14 protein-coding genes and 1 riboswitch are annotated in these 15,728 nt (G+C 45.6%); of the genes, 7 read left to right on the plus strand and 7 right to left on the minus strand.

Annotated features, from left to right (window positions below):
- Positions 1 to 52: 52 nt before the first annotated feature.
- The 4 genes from EJ063_RS06615 to EJ063_RS06630 form a co-directional block, all read right to left on the minus strand.
- Positions 53 to 3,121 carry an error-prone DNA polymerase gene (locus EJ063_RS06615; RefSeq protein ID WP_126573256.1) on the minus strand — a complete coding sequence of 1,023 codons (3,069 nt, stop codon included), beginning with the start codon at positions 3,119 to 3,121 and terminating at the stop codon, positions 53 to 55.
- A gap of 13 nt (positions 3,122 to 3,134) precedes the next feature.
- Positions 3,135 to 4,535, minus strand: coding sequence for a Y-family DNA polymerase (locus EJ063_RS06620; RefSeq protein ID WP_126573258.1), 1,401 nt, complete (start codon positions 4,533 to 4,535; stop codon positions 3,135 to 3,137).
- A 2-nt stretch (positions 4,536 to 4,537) separates the two neighbouring features.
- Positions 4,538 to 5,215 carry a translesion DNA synthesis-associated protein ImuA gene (imuA, locus tag EJ063_RS06625; RefSeq protein WP_126573259.1) on the minus strand — a complete coding sequence of 226 codons (678 nt, stop codon included), beginning with the start codon at positions 5,213 to 5,215 and terminating at the stop codon, positions 4,538 to 4,540.
- Positions 5,216 to 5,365: 150 nt separating this feature from the next.
- Positions 5,366 to 6,109 (minus strand): YciK family oxidoreductase, encoded by a 744-nt coding sequence (locus EJ063_RS06630; protein ID WP_126573261.1) that lies wholly within the window; start codon positions 6,107 to 6,109, stop codon positions 5,366 to 5,368.
- Positions 6,110 to 6,196: 87 nt separating this feature from the next.
- Between EJ063_RS06630 and sohB the strand changes: the two genes are divergently transcribed.
- The 5 genes from sohB to EJ063_RS06655 all read left to right on the plus strand — a co-directional run bounded on the left by sohB (position 6,197) and on the right by EJ063_RS06655 (position 10,198).
- Positions 6,197 to 7,258 (plus strand): protease SohB, encoded by a 1,062-nt coding sequence (gene sohB / locus EJ063_RS06635; RefSeq protein WP_126573263.1) that lies wholly within the window; start codon positions 6,197 to 6,199, stop codon positions 7,256 to 7,258.
- A 198-nt stretch (positions 7,259 to 7,456) separates the two neighbouring features.
- On the plus strand, positions 7,457 to 7,939 hold the full coding sequence (locus tag EJ063_RS06640) for a hypothetical protein (protein WP_126573265.1): 483 nt from the start codon (positions 7,457 to 7,459) through the stop codon (positions 7,937 to 7,939).
- A 278-nt stretch (positions 7,940 to 8,217) separates the two neighbouring features.
- The gene (locus EJ063_RS06645) at positions 8,218 to 8,487 is read left to right on the plus strand and encodes a PTS sugar transporter subunit IIB (RefSeq protein WP_126573267.1); all 270 of its coding nucleotides are present in this window, start codon (positions 8,218 to 8,220) and stop codon (positions 8,485 to 8,487) included.
- Between the two features lie 11 nt (positions 8,488 to 8,498).
- Positions 8,499 to 9,755 (plus strand): PTS ascorbate transporter subunit IIC, encoded by a 1,257-nt coding sequence (gene ulaA / locus EJ063_RS06650; RefSeq protein WP_126573269.1) that lies wholly within the window; start codon positions 8,499 to 8,501, stop codon positions 9,753 to 9,755.
- Positions 9,752 to 10,198 carry a PTS sugar transporter subunit IIA gene (locus EJ063_RS06655; protein ID WP_158675992.1) on the plus strand — a complete coding sequence of 149 codons (447 nt, stop codon included), beginning with the start codon at positions 9,752 to 9,754 and terminating at the stop codon, positions 10,196 to 10,198. Before ulaA ends, EJ063_RS06655 begins: the two co-directional genes overlap by 4 nt.
- A 112-nt stretch (positions 10,199 to 10,310) precedes the next feature.
- Here EJ063_RS06655 and EJ063_RS06660 read toward each other — a convergent pair whose 3' ends face one another.
- Both EJ063_RS06660 and rrtA read right to left on the minus strand, forming a co-directional pair.
- Positions 10,311 to 11,768, minus strand: coding sequence for a DEAD/DEAH box helicase (locus EJ063_RS06660; RefSeq protein ID WP_126573273.1), 1,458 nt, complete (start codon positions 11,766 to 11,768; stop codon positions 10,311 to 10,313).
- A gap of 93 nt (positions 11,769 to 11,861) precedes the next feature.
- Positions 11,862 to 12,431, minus strand: coding sequence for a rhombosortase (gene rrtA / locus EJ063_RS06665; RefSeq protein ID WP_126573275.1), 570 nt, complete (start codon positions 12,429 to 12,431; stop codon positions 11,862 to 11,864).
- 3 nt (positions 12,432 to 12,434) lie between these two features.
- On the opposite strand from rrtA, the gene EJ063_RS06670 reads away from it, so the two are divergent.
- Entirely contained in the window at positions 12,435 to 13,043 is a 609-nt protein-coding gene (locus EJ063_RS06670) for a tRNA-uridine aminocarboxypropyltransferase (protein WP_126573940.1), read from the plus strand.
- An 80-nt stretch (positions 13,044 to 13,123) separates the two neighbouring features.
- Positions 13,124 to 13,223: riboswitch (purine riboswitch) on the plus strand.
- Positions 13,224 to 13,303: 80 nt separating this feature from the next.
- The gene (locus EJ063_RS06675; RefSeq protein ID WP_244225155.1) at positions 13,304 to 14,329 is read left to right on the plus strand and encodes an adenosine deaminase; all 1,026 of its coding nucleotides are present in this window, start codon (positions 13,304 to 13,306) and stop codon (positions 14,327 to 14,329) included.
- A 44-nt stretch (positions 14,330 to 14,373) separates the two neighbouring features.
- On the opposite strand, the gene EJ063_RS06680 is transcribed toward EJ063_RS06675, so the two are convergent.
- On the minus strand, positions 14,374 to 15,690 hold the full coding sequence (locus EJ063_RS06680) for an anti-phage deoxyguanosine triphosphatase (RefSeq protein ID WP_126573941.1): 1,317 nt from the start codon (positions 15,688 to 15,690) through the stop codon (positions 14,374 to 14,376).
- Positions 15,691 to 15,728 lie beyond the last annotated feature (38 nt).

Genomic DNA, 15,728 nt, shown 5'->3' on the forward strand with positions numbered 1-15,728 from the left:
AGCAATAGCTCCCTTTTTCTTTGGCTGAAATCTACTCCGATCTACCCAAAAATTAATGAAAATCTCGTGATTTATTGCTGAGCGCCGGTAGCTTATCGGTCATATCAATTAAGCGCCCGGCAATAACATGATGCACCTCGCCTTCTTTTTCTAATATGCCTTTCACTTGTAAGATCTTAGCGGTCAAATAGGCTGACTTCTGAGCTCTAGCGGTGGCTTTCCAAACGACAACGTTAATGTTTCCTGTATCGTCCTCTAAAGTGAAAAAAGTCACACCGGCCGCGGTTCCGGGTGATTGCTTTCCGGTCACTACACCTGTCACTGTGACCAAAGATTGGTTGTCTCTCTCTTTCAACTCACGCATTCGCGTAAATCGCCCTAGTACACCGGCTTCATCAAGCAGCGTAATTGGATGCTTGGCAAGAGACAGCCCAGTCGCAGCATAGTCTTCAAGTAAGGTTTGACTGTCTGAAGGGGCGCAACCAATGGCTTTCTCATCTTCTAAGCTTTGAAATAAAGGCAAGTCAGACAGCGAGTCCATCATCGCCCAACGTGTTTGGTAGCGGTTAGCACTTAATGTCTGCATGGCATTCGCGGATGCGAGTAGTTCGACATCTCGACGGTTCAAACCAATGTGCTTGAGCTGGCCAGTATGCGTAAACCCTTTCGACCCTCTGGCGTGAATCAGTTGTTTAGCGCTTTGTTGGCTAAAGCCTTTGATTTGGCGTAGTCCCAATCGAATTGCCCATTGTCCATTTGTTTGCACCATTTTGTGGTCATACTGCGATGCATTGACGCAGATAGGTAGAATCACCACATGATGGCGTTGTGCGTCTTGTACGAGCTGAGAGGCACTGTAAAAGCCCATCGGCAAGCTATTGAGTAGTGATGTATAGAACGCGTGAGGGTAGTAATACTTCAGCCAAGCCGAGCAGTACGCTAGAACGGCGAATGAAGCGGAATGACTTTCCGGAAAGCCATATTCTCCAAACCCTAGAATTTGGTCAAAGATACGTTCGGCAAAGTCGAGTTCGTACCCTCGGCTGAGCATGCCGTCGATGAGCTTGGTTTTAAACTTAACCAAATCGCCGTTTTTCTTCCAAGCTGCCATTGCTCGGCGTAATTGGTCGGCTTCACCACCACTGAAACCGGCTGCCACCATAGCAATTTTGATGACCTGCTCCTGAAAAATCGGCACGCCTAAGGTGCGTTCTAACACGGAGCGAACTTCCGGTGATGGATAGTCAATGTGCTCTTCACCGTTACGACGTTTGAGGAAAGGGTGAACCATATCGCCTTGAATTGGCCCCGGCCTCACAATCGCAATCTGAATCACAAGGTCGTAATAAGTGGCGGGTTTGAGTCTTGGTAACATACTCATCTGAGCCCGAGACTCGATTTGGAATACTCCAACCGTATAGGCTTTTTGGATCATGTTATACACGTTAGCATCGTCTTGACGGCGAGTAATATCAGCGATGCCAAGCGAGTGGTGGTGGTTTTTTTTGACCAGATCGAAACATTTTCGAATTGCGGTCAGCATCCCCAGAGCCAAGACATCCACCTTGAGCAGCTTGAGCGATTCCAAGTCGTCTTTGTCCCATTGAATAACTGTACGGTCAGCCATAGAAGCATTCTCGACAGGCACAAGTTCGTACAAAGGGCCGGCAGCGATGATAAAGCCACCAACATGCTGTGAGAGGTGGCGAGGGAAGCCTAAGACTTCGTTGACCAGCGTAATGAATTGTTCGCCTTTGAGCGAGTCCGGTTGTAGGCCCAATTCAACGATTTGTGCTTGCCAGCCTTGAGCTCGATCTCGTCGATTGACGTTCTTAATGAAGTAATCCAGTTGGCTTTCTTCAATGCCTAGCGCTTTACCCACATCTCGCACGGCACTTTTAAAACGATAAGAGATGACCGTCGCTGCCAGTGCTGCGCGCTCACGACCATATTTTTGATAGATATACTGGATGACTTCTTCACGGCGTTCATGCTCAAAGTCGACGTCAATATCTGGCGGCTCATCTCGCTCTTTACTGATGAAACGCTCAAACAGCACCGAGATTTGTCTTGGATCGACGGAGGTGATTTCTAAGCAGTAACACACGACAGAGTTCGCCGCAGAGCCTCGACCTTGATAGAGGATGTGATTGCGCTTGGCAAACATTACGATGTCGTGAATGGTCAAGAAGTAAAACGGATAGTTTAATTCCTCGATTAACCTGAGCTCTTTGTTGATGGTCTCTTGGATGTCGTCCGGCACACCTTCTGGAAATCGTAGGCGTTTGCCGTGTTCGACCAGTGCTTGTAGATAACTCATTGGCGTGTGCCCATCAGGGACAAGTTCACTGGGGTATTCATATTGAAGATCGCTCAAACAGAACTGACAACGTTTCGCAATGCTCACGCTTTCTTCGAGCCACTCTGCTTTAAACAGTTTGGCTAATTTTTCTTGGCTACGCAGGCTACGCTCACCGTTAGTAAGCAGTTGCTCACCTAAGTCATGTACGCAGCAACCGTGTTTGATTGCACTCAATGTATGCTGAAGAGGCAAACGAGCTGCGGTGTGCATTAACACCCCACCACAAGCCGTGATGGGTAGGTTGAGCTCGTTAGCAAGCCGTTGGCAATAATCAAGATACTGTTTGTCATCTGAGGATAAGTGACGCTGTATACCAAGCCATAGTCGGTGCTGGTGGTGTTGTGTTAGCCAGTGCCCCCATTTGTCATCGCTGCTCTGGTTGCACGGAAGCCAAATCATTAAGCAGTGACGAACGGACATTAAATCCCATTCTGACAGCTGGTACTGGCCTTTCTCAGAGCGCCTTCTTGCGTTGGTAATGATTCGGCAAAGTTCGGCGTAAGCTTCGCGATTAGGGCAAAGCAACACCACTTGGCACTCGTCGTTTAACCAAAACATACTGCCAATGATTAACTGAATATTGAGTTGGTGGGATTTGATCGCGCTATAGGCTCTGACCACACCCGCCACAGAGCACTCGTCGGTGATAGCGAGTGAGTGGTAGCGAAGAAAATCCGCTTGCAGTATTAACTCTTCAGCGTGAGAGGCTCCACTAAGGAAAGAGAAGTTACTTTGACAAAAGAGTTCGGCATAACTCATGTAAGGCTCTCAATTAACTAAATAAGCCGTGGGTGAACCACTGCATTTCTTGGTTGCGAAATACCCATAGCCAACGACCTTGGCTGCTCTGAGCAATAAAGTAGTCACGAGTCATCTCTTCACCGTCCCACCATCCCGTCACAAAGCGCTCTGGCCCTTGTATTAATGACACCTTTTCAGAAAGAGGTTCTGGTGTTGCGAGCATAAAGTTGGGTCTTAACTTATGGTTTGGTTGCTTCTTAGGGATAAGGGAGGTTGGATCGCATAATAGAGTCGACTTTTCTGGGCGTGGGTCGTGACTACAAGCGACTTTTCTTACCGCCTCTTTACCGAGCTTAGCTTGCAATAGGCCGATAAGCTCTAGGTCAGTTTGCTCTCCTTGGAAGCCTTGAAAAAGGTCTGCGCTGTTTGATTCTAGTTCTCCACTGCGGATTAAACGTAAGGTTAAGCCTTGGACTGGGGCATCCAATTTAAGTGACTCCATCGTCAGTTGGCATAGCTTCTGCCATCGAATGCTTTGGTAGTCGCCACTGGCGGAATAAAAGCGCACAGAACCTTCTTCTTTGTCTCTTTGATGAAGGATCAGCTCAAGTTCATAACCCACTTGATTGCGTAGAGTGAGGAATAATTCCAACTTATCCAGCAACGTCGTTAAAGGCCGTTCTAGCCACTGAATATTTTCAATATCAAACAGCAGCTCTTGATAGCTTTCAAAGTGTTCAGGAGGGTGATAAAAGTCGATAGGGTGCTTAAATTGCCCCATTAGGCGGCCAAGATAATTGACTAAATCAATGTCAAAGCGTCGTGCGACCTCTTGAATAGGAAGCTCAAGCAGCGTATTCAACGTATCGACTCCGACACGCTGTAACTTCTCAACTTTACTGCTTTCTAGCTCGGTTGCTGCCAGCGGAAATGGCTTAATGGCATCAATAATGTGAGTTCTATCTGTGGTTAATAAGCGATGCCCTGATTTAGCCAGTAGCATGGCACTGAAAGGAGAAAATCCGCTCGAAAACTGGTAGTGGATATTCAGTTGCGCTAGGTGTTGTGACACACGTTGCCAGTAGGACTCAATACCCCCATAAAGTGACAGCATATTGGTGATTTTGAGTAAGATGCCTTGGGGGGGAAATAGGCAAATATCAGACGTCACCATATAGAGCCACTGAGCAATGTTCAAAATCGCTTGTTGCTCGGATTCGGCATCATAAGGGTGAACTTGCAGCTGATGACATAACGCACTGGCGCTGCCTAACCCCATACCTAGCTGAATACCTTGTTCTTTAGCCGTGGCATTACATTGAACCACCTTGAAGCGTTTGGAATCGACAATGGCAACAGGCAGGGAATCTTGCTCTGAGAAAAGTCTATCCAGCTGTAAGGTTGGAAAATGCAGATAGATCCAACTTTGCATGATCAGCCTTGCTGCTTGAGTGGGAACGGGATAACCACCGGTGAGGCGGGCTGCACCGTCAAGTTTGGCCAATGGGCTCGCATATCAATGACAAAGCTTCCTTGTGGCCAGCCCCCTTTGCGTTTAGTGATGGAAACTTCTAGGCCAAAAGGGTGCGGCTCTAAAGTCATACTCAGATTCACGGGCAACGAAAACAGGTTTGGGGTTTGATGCTTAAAGATAAAGTGGACAGCGTTGCCATGTTCACTGGCTACTTGTAATCGCCTCGCTTGATGCACTTCTAGGTCTGAGTGCCAAAGGAGTACGTTACTGCATGCACCGCTGCGTAAACATTGCTCTGCGGCCCATAACGCTTCTTTGGCAGTATTAGGGTAGAGGAGTAACACATTATTATGATCAAGCCCTTCATTGCACAATTGCTCGGCACACAAGTAGCCTGGAGGCTGAATGAAAACGATGAGTCGATTTTGGTGACTCATTGTGAGATGAGGCATTAACAAGCGCAGCTCACCAATGCCGTATTGAGTCTGCAGCTCAATGACACCGTGCTTAGGAAAGCCACCGTCTAGCTTTTGATCCAGAAGTTCATAGCCGGTCGGGTAGCAGTCATCGTGGCTTGCCACTTGCGCACCAGACCAAAGCCACTGTTTTTGTTTAAGGTTTTCGATCAGTTCATACATAACAATTTACCTGTATATATATACAGTATAAATTATTATCATCGTTCAGCAAGAGTTGCTGGGATCGAATGGATAAAAAAACGCCTTATATTCTTTATTCAAGAATACAAGGCGTTGAATTTTTTAATTAAAAAGTAAGGGGTTTAGTCGTTACTTTTTTGGTTGTGCGTCAATACATTCACCATTCACAGCACGACCTTCAGGTGCCATTAGGTAAAGGTAAAGCGGCATAATGTCGAGCGGTGTCTTTAGTAGTTCAGCATCTTCTGCTGGGTAAGCCTTAGCGCGCATACCAGTGCGAGTTGCACCCGGATTGATCGCATTAACGCGAATTGTCGTTTCATTCAACTCATCTGCTAGGATCTGCATCATGCCTTCGGTGGCAAACTTAGACATAGCGTAAGTCCCCCAGAATGCGCGGCCGCTATGACCGACTGTCGATGAAGTGAAAATGATACGAGCATCGTCTGATTTGTGTAGAAGAGGCAATACCGCTTGAGTCATCAAAAATTGCGCTTTTACGTTCACCTGCATGATGTCGTCAAACGTATCTTCACCAATTTGATCGAACGGGCTGATGACCCCTAGCAGACTTGCGTTATGAAGCACACCATCTAAACGGCCAAATTGACCTTCAATGGTATCGACCATATCAAGGTAGTTTTGTTTGGTTGCGCCTTTCATATCGAGCGGAATGATTGCTGGCTGAGGGTAGCCTGCCGCTTCGATTTCATCGTAGGTTGCTTCGAGTTTTTTCACTGTTCGCCCAAGTAAAATAACCGTAGCACCGTGCTCGGCGTAAGAGAGAGCGGCTTGTTTACCAATACCAGCACCAGCGCCAGTAACCAGAATGACTTTACCCTTCAAGGCATCCGATGAAACAGCATAATCCACGATGTGTATCCTTTTGTAATGTTCTACTTTAAGTCTTCGTGACAAGGCGGTTACAATACACTAATTCGCACATTAGGGGATATCACATTGGAATTTTTGTTGGACTATGGGCTGTTTTTAGCCAAGATTGTGACTGTCGTAGTCGCACTCGTTGCGATTTTAGTAATAGCGAAAGCGGCTGGTGGAAAAAGCGGCGCAGCAAAAGGTGAATTAGAGATTACCAACTTAACTGAGCAGCACAAACATACGGTTGAACAGTTAGAGCACCATCTGCATGATGACGCGTTTATTAAAGCGCGTGACAAGGCAGAAAAGAAACAAGAGAAAGAACAAAACAAAGCACGCGAGAAAGAAATTAAAAAAGCGTCGAAAGAGGGCGATCTTGATAGCAAGCGTGAACCTCACCTGTTTGTTCTGGATTTCAAAGGCAGCATTGATGCTAAAGAAGTCGCTTCTCTACGTGAAGAAGTGACGGCGATTCTTGCTGTCGCTCGTGAGGGTGACGAGGTGCTGCTACGTCTAGAGTCGGGCGGTGGCATGGTTCACGGCTATGGTCTTGCATCTTCACAGCTTGATCGCCTTAAGGCAGCGAAGCTACCGTTAACCATTTCTGTCGACAAAGTAGCGGCGAGTGGCGGTTATATGATGGCATGTATCGCCGATAAGATTGTGTCTGCACCTTTCGCCATTGTCGGTTCTATTGGCGTGATTGCCCAGCTACCAAACTTCAATAAAGTGCTGAAGAAGTACGATATTGAGTATGAGCAGCTGACAGCTGGTGAGTACAAACGCACATTAACGATGTTTGGTGAAAACACCGATAAAGCGCGTGAGAAATTCAAGCAAGAGCTGGAAGAAACACACGGCCTGTTCAAAGACTTTATTCGTGAGCGTCGACCAGAGCTTGACCTAGATAAAGTCGCAACGGGTGAACACTGGTTTGGTACTCAAGCCCATGAGCTTGGTCTGGTTGATGAAATTAAAACATCAGACGATTTGGTGGTAGAAGCCTGCAAAGACAAAACGGTATTAGCGATTCACTACGTTGAAAAGAAAAAGCTCACGTCTAAGCTAGCGGGTTTGGCGGGTGAAGCGGCAGATAACGTATTGATGAAGCTTATTGATCGTGGCCAGCGTCCAATCGTGTAAATCGCTCTAAACTATTTTACGCCCACTTTCGAGTGGGCGTTTTTGTTTGTATTGAGAGATGTTCTCAGCGGATCAGAAATAAAGCCTCACTGTTTCATTATGAAAAAGGTAACAAAAGAATATTCCCATTTATCAACCGCAAATGAGTGTATATACTAAGATAATGTCAGGTAAGATAAGAAGTACCAGGTAAACTGGATGTTAATTAAGAAACTCGATGCCCCACGTGATATGCAAATTGGTGCTAGGTTTGAGACCAAGAAGCATGGATATGTCACGGTCATTGAATATTATAATACTCACACCGTTATAGTTGCCTTTGAGAACACCGGCAATATTCGATCTATTACAGCGGCGAAACTTCGTAGTGGTCAAGTTTCTGATCGTTCTGTTCCGCCTCAATCATCCATGGTTGGTGAAAAGCTAGAATCCGTGAAACATGGTGTATTAACTGTGGTTCAGGTTGAGTCTGAAAATATTGTCGTGCTTGAAAATGAAGCGGGTGAAGAGATTCGTATGCTGCTTCCTGCTGTTCAGAAATTACGAGATAGAATAGAAGACGAGTCTGAAATAGCTAAGCCAGAAATGCCGACTTCTTTAAGCGCATTGACAAAAAGAAATAAGAAGACGAAAGACGTGAATAGTCTTTTGAAGAAAATGCTTACTGACTACGGAAAGTAATAAAAAATACTATTTAACTGCATTCATAACGTCAGATCACACTTTATCCCACCTTGTTAGACGCTCATTCAAAACACACTTTTTCATCGCTACTCCCTTAGAGGTGTTAGTGATAAATTGTGTGTTTGAAACTTTAATTTGCGTGATCTTCGTCACGGGGTCATTTTGGTTTTGTGATGGTGATCTATTCTGTTTTGGGTCGATTTGGATATTATTCCTTTCAACAAATAAACGGAAACAAATACGTTTCTAACAAAATCCCTACAGAGATAAATATTATGAAAAAGATTATGGTTGTGTGCGGTAACGGTCTTGGTACATCTTTAATGATGGAAATGGCAGTGAAAGAAGTGGTTGGAAAAATTGGCCTAGACGCAGAAGTTGATCATGAAGACTTATCGTCAGCAGCATCAAGCAATGCTGATATTTGGGTTGCCGCTACAGACATCGCTAACCAATTATCTGAAGCAGGAAAAACAAATATTGTTAGCCTAGCAAATATTTTCGATAAAGCTTCAATTGAAGAACAATTAAAAACTTTCATGTAAGGAAGTAACCTATGGCTAATTTCTTTGAGTTTATGCTTGGCTTATTAAAAGAGCCAGCAATCATGGTCGGTTTAATTGCTTTTATTGGTTTGGTTGCACAAAAGGCAGATATATCAACAATTCTAAAAGGCACTATTAAAACCGTAATGGGTTTCCTAATTTTAGGTTTTGGTGCGGGGGCGCTAGTTGGTGCTCTAAATCATTTTTCAACAGTATTTACAGAAGCATTTGGTGTAAGCGGTGTTATTCCAAATAACGAAGCAATCGTAGCGTTAGCTCAAGAAGCATTTGGCTACGAAATGGCACTAATTATGTTCTTTGCTTTCGTGGTAAATATTCTATTGGCTCGTTTTACTCCGTTAAAATATATTTTCTTAACGGGTCACCACACGATGTTTATGTCAATGCTGGTTGCTGTAATCCTTTCTACAGCAGGTATTACTGGCACTGCGTTGGTCGCGATGGGCTCTGTTATTGTCGGTTCGCTGATGGTGATCATGCCAGCACTTGCTCAGAAATATACTGAGAAAGTCATGGGGACAGACCAGCTTGCAATGGGTCACTTCTCAACCTTCTCTTACCTAGTGTCTGGTTACATTGGTAGCAAGTTTGGTGATACGTCTAAAACAACAGAAGACATCAATGTACCTAAGAGCCTAATGTTCTTACGTGATACACCCGTTGCGGTTGCAACGACCATGGCAATCTTCTTCATGTTTGCTTCTCTCATCGCTGGTGGTGAGTTTGTTGAAACGGTTTCTGGTGGTCAAAACTGGGTAGTCTTTACCTTCATGCAGTCTTTGATTTTTGCAGGTGGTGTTTACATCGTACTGCAAGGTGTGAAGATGCTAATCGCAGAAATTGTTCCAGCGTTTAAAGGTATCTCTGACAAGCTAGTACCAGGTGCAAAACCAGCACTAGACTGTCCAATGGTATTCCCAGTTGCACCAAATGCGGTACTTATCGGTTTCCTATCATCGTTTGCAGCAGGTCTGGTAGCGATGGGTATTCAAGGCATGCTTGATTGGACGATTATCGTTGCAGGTGTTGTTCCTCACTTCTTCGTGGGCGGTGCAGCAGGCGTTTACGGTAACGCAACAGGTGGTCTACGTGGTGCGATTCTAGGTTCGTTCACACAAGGTCTGTGTATCTCGTTCCTACCAATGCTTCTTCTTCCTGTTCTTGGTGGTTTAGGTCTTGAAGCAACAACATTCGCTGACTTCGACTTTGGTGTGGTTGGTCTGATTCTAGGGTGGTTAGTATCATGAGTATTATGAATCTGATTGGCGATAACATTGTTATCTCAAACGAACAGAACCTAACGGTAGATAACGCGCTTGATATCACTTGTTCTAAGCTTGTCGAGCAGGGCAAAGTGGACGCGACTTACCTAGAAGCGATTAAGAAGAAACACAAAGAAATCGGTGCATACTATGTACTGGCTCCGAAAATCGCAATGCCTCATGCTCGTCCTGAAGATGGTGTCAATGAAGCGGCTCTGCAAATTACAGTGTTCAAGAATGGTGTGGATTTAGAGTCAGAAGATAACGGTGATGTGTTTTTCTCAGTTACTTTGGCGGCATTAGATTCAGACAGTCACATTCAAACGATTGTTGCGTTGTCTGAGCTGTTTCAAAACGATGATGACATTGATGCGATCATTCGTGCAGAAAACGAATCAGCCATTGCTGAGATTCTAAACAAATACTAATGACATAGTCCCCCTTACTGAAAAGTATCAAGCCCTCGCTAGTCACGAGGGCTTTTTTCGTTATGAGGCTAATAAAAAACGCTCCTGAGAGAGGAGCGTTCTAATTCAAATCTTATTGAGCTTTAGCTTGGCCGCTTGGCTTACGGTTGGCTGGCTTACGGCGTTGTTGGCCATTGTTGCCATTACCGCTATTGCCACCATTGTTGCTCTTTGGCTTCCCACCCGATGGTTTGCGTTTTGATTGACCACCGTTACCACGGTCTTCACCATTGGGTTTGTTGTGACCAAAGTGACGCTTGTTTTTGCTAGCCGGCTTATTGCCACGAGCATTGTCGCCAGAACGCTTGCCGTCTTGGTGGTCGGCTTTTGGTTTCTTCGGCTTTTTCGGTTTCTTCGGCTTAATTGGTCGAGTATCTAATTTAGACTCAGGCAGCTCGTTTACTGGTTTAAAGCCTTCAAGTTCTAAGCGAGGCAGCACCTGTTGAATCAGGCGTTCAATGCCGAATAATTCACTTGCTTCATCGGCTTCCACTAAAGAAACCGCTTTACCTACTTCACCCGCACGACCGGTACGACCGATGCGGTGCACGTAGTCTTCTGATACGTGTGGTAGTTCAAAGTTCACCACTTGAGGTAGCTGAGGAATGTCGATACCACGTGCAGCGATGTCTGTTGCAACCAATACTTTCACATCACCCGATTTAAAATCAGCGAGAGCGCGAGTACGTGCGCCTTGGCTCTTGTTGCCGTGAATTGGCGCTGCCGTAATGCCTTCTTTGTTTAGGAAGAAAGCTAGGCGGTTAGCACCATGCTTGGTACGACAGAATACAAGCGTTTGTGTCCAGTTACCGTCTTTGATCAGTTTCACCAGCATTGGCGCTTTTTTGCGTTTGTCTGCTGGGTAGATGCTTTGTTCGATCGTGACTGCCGTTGAGTTCTCTTTGTTTACTGAGACTTCAACAGGATCGTTAACTAAACCTTTCGCAAGCTCGCGGATTTCAGGCGAGAACGTCGCAGAGAAAAGCAGGTTTTGGCGTTTAGCTGGCAATAGAGCAAGGATCTTGCGAATGTCACGAATGAAGCCCATATCAAGCATACGGTCTGCTTCATCAAGCACTAGCACTTCTAGCTGTTCAAATTTGATTGCATTTTGTTGGTACAGATCCAAAAGACGACCAGGCGTTGCGACAAGCACATCACAGCCCTTACGCAGCTTCAACATTTGTGGGTTCGCTTTTACGCCACCAAAAATAACTTGAGACGTTAGACGTTGGTGACGGCTGTACTTGAACACATTTTCTTGAACCTGAGCGGCAAGCTCACGAGTTGGTGTCAGAACCAACGCACGGATATGGTTACCTTTTACGCGCTGACCATTATCTAGGCGTTCCAAGATTGGCAGAGTGAAGCCGGCTGTTTTACCTGTACCTGTCTGCGCTGCTGCCATTACGTCTTTCCCGGCTAATACTGCAGGAATGGCTTGTTCCTGAATTGGGGATGGCGTGTCGTAGCCTTGTTCTTCGATGGCTTTGAGGAGTGGAGCAGAAAGGCCTAAAGAGGTAAAACCCATATATTGTTTCTCTGTGTGAAGTGGCTCTCGTACATTTATTGGACGAGAAAAAGGGCGCCATTCTGCGCCCTTTATCGTTGAACATCAACTTAATTATTCTTGTGTTTGGCTTTGCTGTCTTCGTTGCGATTGAATCACGACTGATATCACTGCGCAAACCAAGCCTGAAAGCATACCGAAGAGGTGAGCCTCAACCGCGACACGTGCATTAATTAGCTCACTGGTGCTTGCTGAAGCGCCTATGGTCATCTCCCACAGAACCTTGGCAACCACACCAATAACTAACAACCAACTGCTTTTTCTACCGGTTAGACTTTCTTGGAGAGCGAAATAGGCAAACAGACCATGCAGTACACCAGAAAGGCCAACATAACCGTTCATCTCGGTGAAGAAGTTTAGCCCGCCTATAGAGAGAGAAGTGAGTACCAATAACGCCAGTAAGGCTTTGTATGTTGGCTTGAAGATAAAAGCGATGACCCAAAGCCCAGCAAGGTTCATCCCTAAATGCGCAAAGTTGGTATGGGTGAAATTTCCTGATAGGATCCGCCACCATTGGCCGTCTAAAATAGAGAAACGTTGCCAATTGGTTAGTGAGGCCAACGGTTCAAATTGCAGCCCAAGGCAGAGTAAACTTGTCACCATTAATAGAAGAAATAAATGCACACTATGTCCCGATACTGTTCTCAATGTGGAAAATCACTTAAAGCGTGTATTTGCCAATGGATACAAAGCCTAACATCGAACGTTGAGTTGGTCATCCTACAACATCACAGCGAGACACTTCGTCCTATGGGTACGGCGCGTATTCTTAACCTCTCTTTAGCCAACAGCTACTGTTTTGTCGGGGAGGATTTCTCTGAGCACTCCGACTTGAATCGGTTGCTTAATGACTCCGAGTACAGCCATTTTGTTTTGTACCCTGGTGAAGTAGCGGTCAGTCATCTGCACGTCGCTGAGAAGGTTGCAGCAAAGCAAAAAGTCCGCATTATTCTTCTCGATGGCACGTGGAAAAAAGCATACAAAATGTGGCAGTTATCGAGCAATCTTCACGGTTTGGATCAGGTGCGTTTACCGAGCGATTTGCAAGGAAACTACCGGATTAGAAAAGCACCGAGTGATAACAGTCTTTCTACCGTTGAAGCTGGGTATCATATCTTGTCGTTGCTTGAGCCAGAAAACGACTTTTTGCCGCTGATTGATGCGTTCAATCAGATGATTGAGTTTCAAATCAAGCAGATGCCTCCGGGTGTGTTTGAGAAAAATTACCTCTCATAGTGCGATTTTCTTCTACACTTATTGCTAAGCGCACTATGCCTACTTGAGATATACTGCGCATTATCGTTGTTATTCGAATCCTTTTTGAATTAACGATACTTCGTATAATCCCACTGATAGGGTGTGGGAGTCTCTACCTGAAACCGATAATTTCAGATTACGAAGAGTTAAGTGCATAGCGCTTTTCTCTTTGTATGTTAGACACTTTTCTAGAGAAAAGCGCTTGTCGAACCCCAATCAACGTGAATGGAGACGCAAGCGTGAATCAACAAACTTCTTTTATTGAACAACTGCCGAAAGTGGAGTTGCACCTACACATAGAAGGTTCATTAGAACCCGAAATGATGTTTGAGCTGGCTCAGCGTAATGGCGTTTCTTTGCCTTTCTCTACCCCAGAAGAAGTGAAGGCCGCTTACCAATTTACCAATCTTCAATCGTTCTTAGATATCTATTATCAAGGAGCTAATGTTCTAATTCATGAACGAGACTTTTACGATCTGACATGGGCCTATTTACTGCGCTGCCAACAGGATAATGTAGTCCACACAGAGATTTTCTTTGACCCGCAAACCCACACTGACCGCGGCATTGCGTTTGATACTGTGATTAATGGTATTTATAGCGCACTGCGAGATGGTGAGGAAAAACTGGGCATTAGCAGTCAGATCATCATGTGCTTTTTGCGCCACCTTGATGAGGAAAGCGCCTTTGACACCCTGTTTGAAGCCATGGCTCACAAAGACAAAATTGTTGGGGTCGGACTAGACTCGTCAGAACTGGGTCACCCACCAGAGAAGTTTGCCCGAGTCTTTCGTAAAGCGCTCGACGAAGGTTTTTTAACGGTGGCTCACGCAGGTGAAGAAGGCCCGGTGAGTAATATTTATGACAGCTTAGAATTATTGAAGGTGAGCCGCATTGACCACGGGGTTCGCTGCTCAGACGACGAGAACCTGCTGCACGCATTATCGAACAGCAAAATGCCGTTAACAGTTTGCCCACTATCCAATACCAAGTTAAAAGTGTTCGAGCGTATGGAAGACCATAATATTGTCGAGCTACTGCGCCGTGGTTTATGTGTGACGATTAACTCGGATGATCCTGCTTACTTTGGTGGCTACATGAATGACAATTTTAAAGCGGTCGCAGAAAGTCACCAGATGAGTGAGCAGGAGTTAGCCATGTTTACTCGCAATGCGATCATGGCGAGCTTTATCAGCGAAGAACAGAAAAGCCATTTATTAGACAAACTCGGCCAGTTTGTGAGTCATTACCATCAAGACAAATAACGGATAAAAAGAAGGGTGACGCAATGTCACCCTTACTGATTCGATTAGTGAGAAGAGAACAACTGCTGATGAAGTCGCTGTGCATGGCCATCGGTCATCGAAGAGATGTAGTCGGCAATCACACGATAACCAGCACTGTCACTCTGACAGGCAAGCCATTTCTGCCTTGTTTCAAGCGGTAATAATCGTTCTGGGTCAGCATTGAGCGCTTCGAAAATATCCATGATGATCTGCTGACCTTTGTATTCCATCACCTGAACGTGAGGCACTTGGATAACATACAAGCTGACAAATCGTTTTAGGATCTCTAATGCTTTTGACATGGATGGTTCTAATACGGCATTAAACGCTAACAGCTGCGACTCGAACGGAGCATCAACAGGCTTGATGGAAATACTGGTCAGTAGGGCATTCACCATACCGCCAATCGCGTCTTTACGCTGGTGGTGTGAACCCGAGACCAGCATCTCTGAAATCGAATCAATATGCTCTTCAAACCAAGGGTCACCGCACTCGGCCAACTGACTTGCTGCGCCTTCAATCCACTGTGTACGATTCACCATGCCTAAAACCAACGCATCTTCTAAATCATGCACACCATAGGCGATGTCGTCAGCAAGTTCCATTATCGAGCAGTCAATGGACTTATAACGAGTCTTCTTGTGTTGGTTGTCTGCGTATTGCTCATCACGCATTTGGCTAAATAGCGTTCTATCCCCGTCACTCAGCGGCTCTAGTACCCAGTCAAACAAATCCATATCGCAATCATACAGACCTTTGGCAGGTGCCCAGTCTCGGGCCTTAAGTTGGCGTTGGTGAGACACACTGTCAGGTTTGGTATCTGCTTCGGTTTTGCTCAGTGGCGCAGGGTATTTAATGAGTCCAAGTAACGTTCGGCGGGCGAGGTTCATACCAAACAGTTCGGTGTAAGGTTCAAGCTTAGTTACAATGCGAAAAGTCTGAGCGTTGCCTTCAAAGCCGCCGTGGTCACGCATCATATAATTGAGAGCGACTTCACCACCATGACCATAAGGAGGGTGGCCAATATCGTGAGCGAGGCACAAAGAGTCGATCAAACTGTCGCTAGGCAACAGATCGCGAAACTCAGGTTGCTTCTTTTTGATTTGCGCGACAATGCCAGTCCCAAGCTGGGCTGCTTCAAGGGAATGCGTTAAGCGCGTACGGTGGAAGTCATCAAAGCTATTGCCATGAACTTGTGTTTTGGCTTGCAGGCGGCGAAAAGCGGCGGAATGAAGGATTCGCGCGCGATCTCGCTGATAAGGGCTACGGTGATCATCACGACGAATCTTATGTTCATCATCGTGACGATCTTGCCACTGAGAGTTGATTTCAAAGCTCATCATCGCTTACCCACTTGTGTACTGAATATCGTTGCAGC

It is taken from the genome of Vibrio aquaticus, assembly GCF_003970385.1.
GTDB lineage: Bacteria > Pseudomonadota > Gammaproteobacteria > Enterobacterales > Vibrionaceae > Vibrio > Vibrio aquaticus.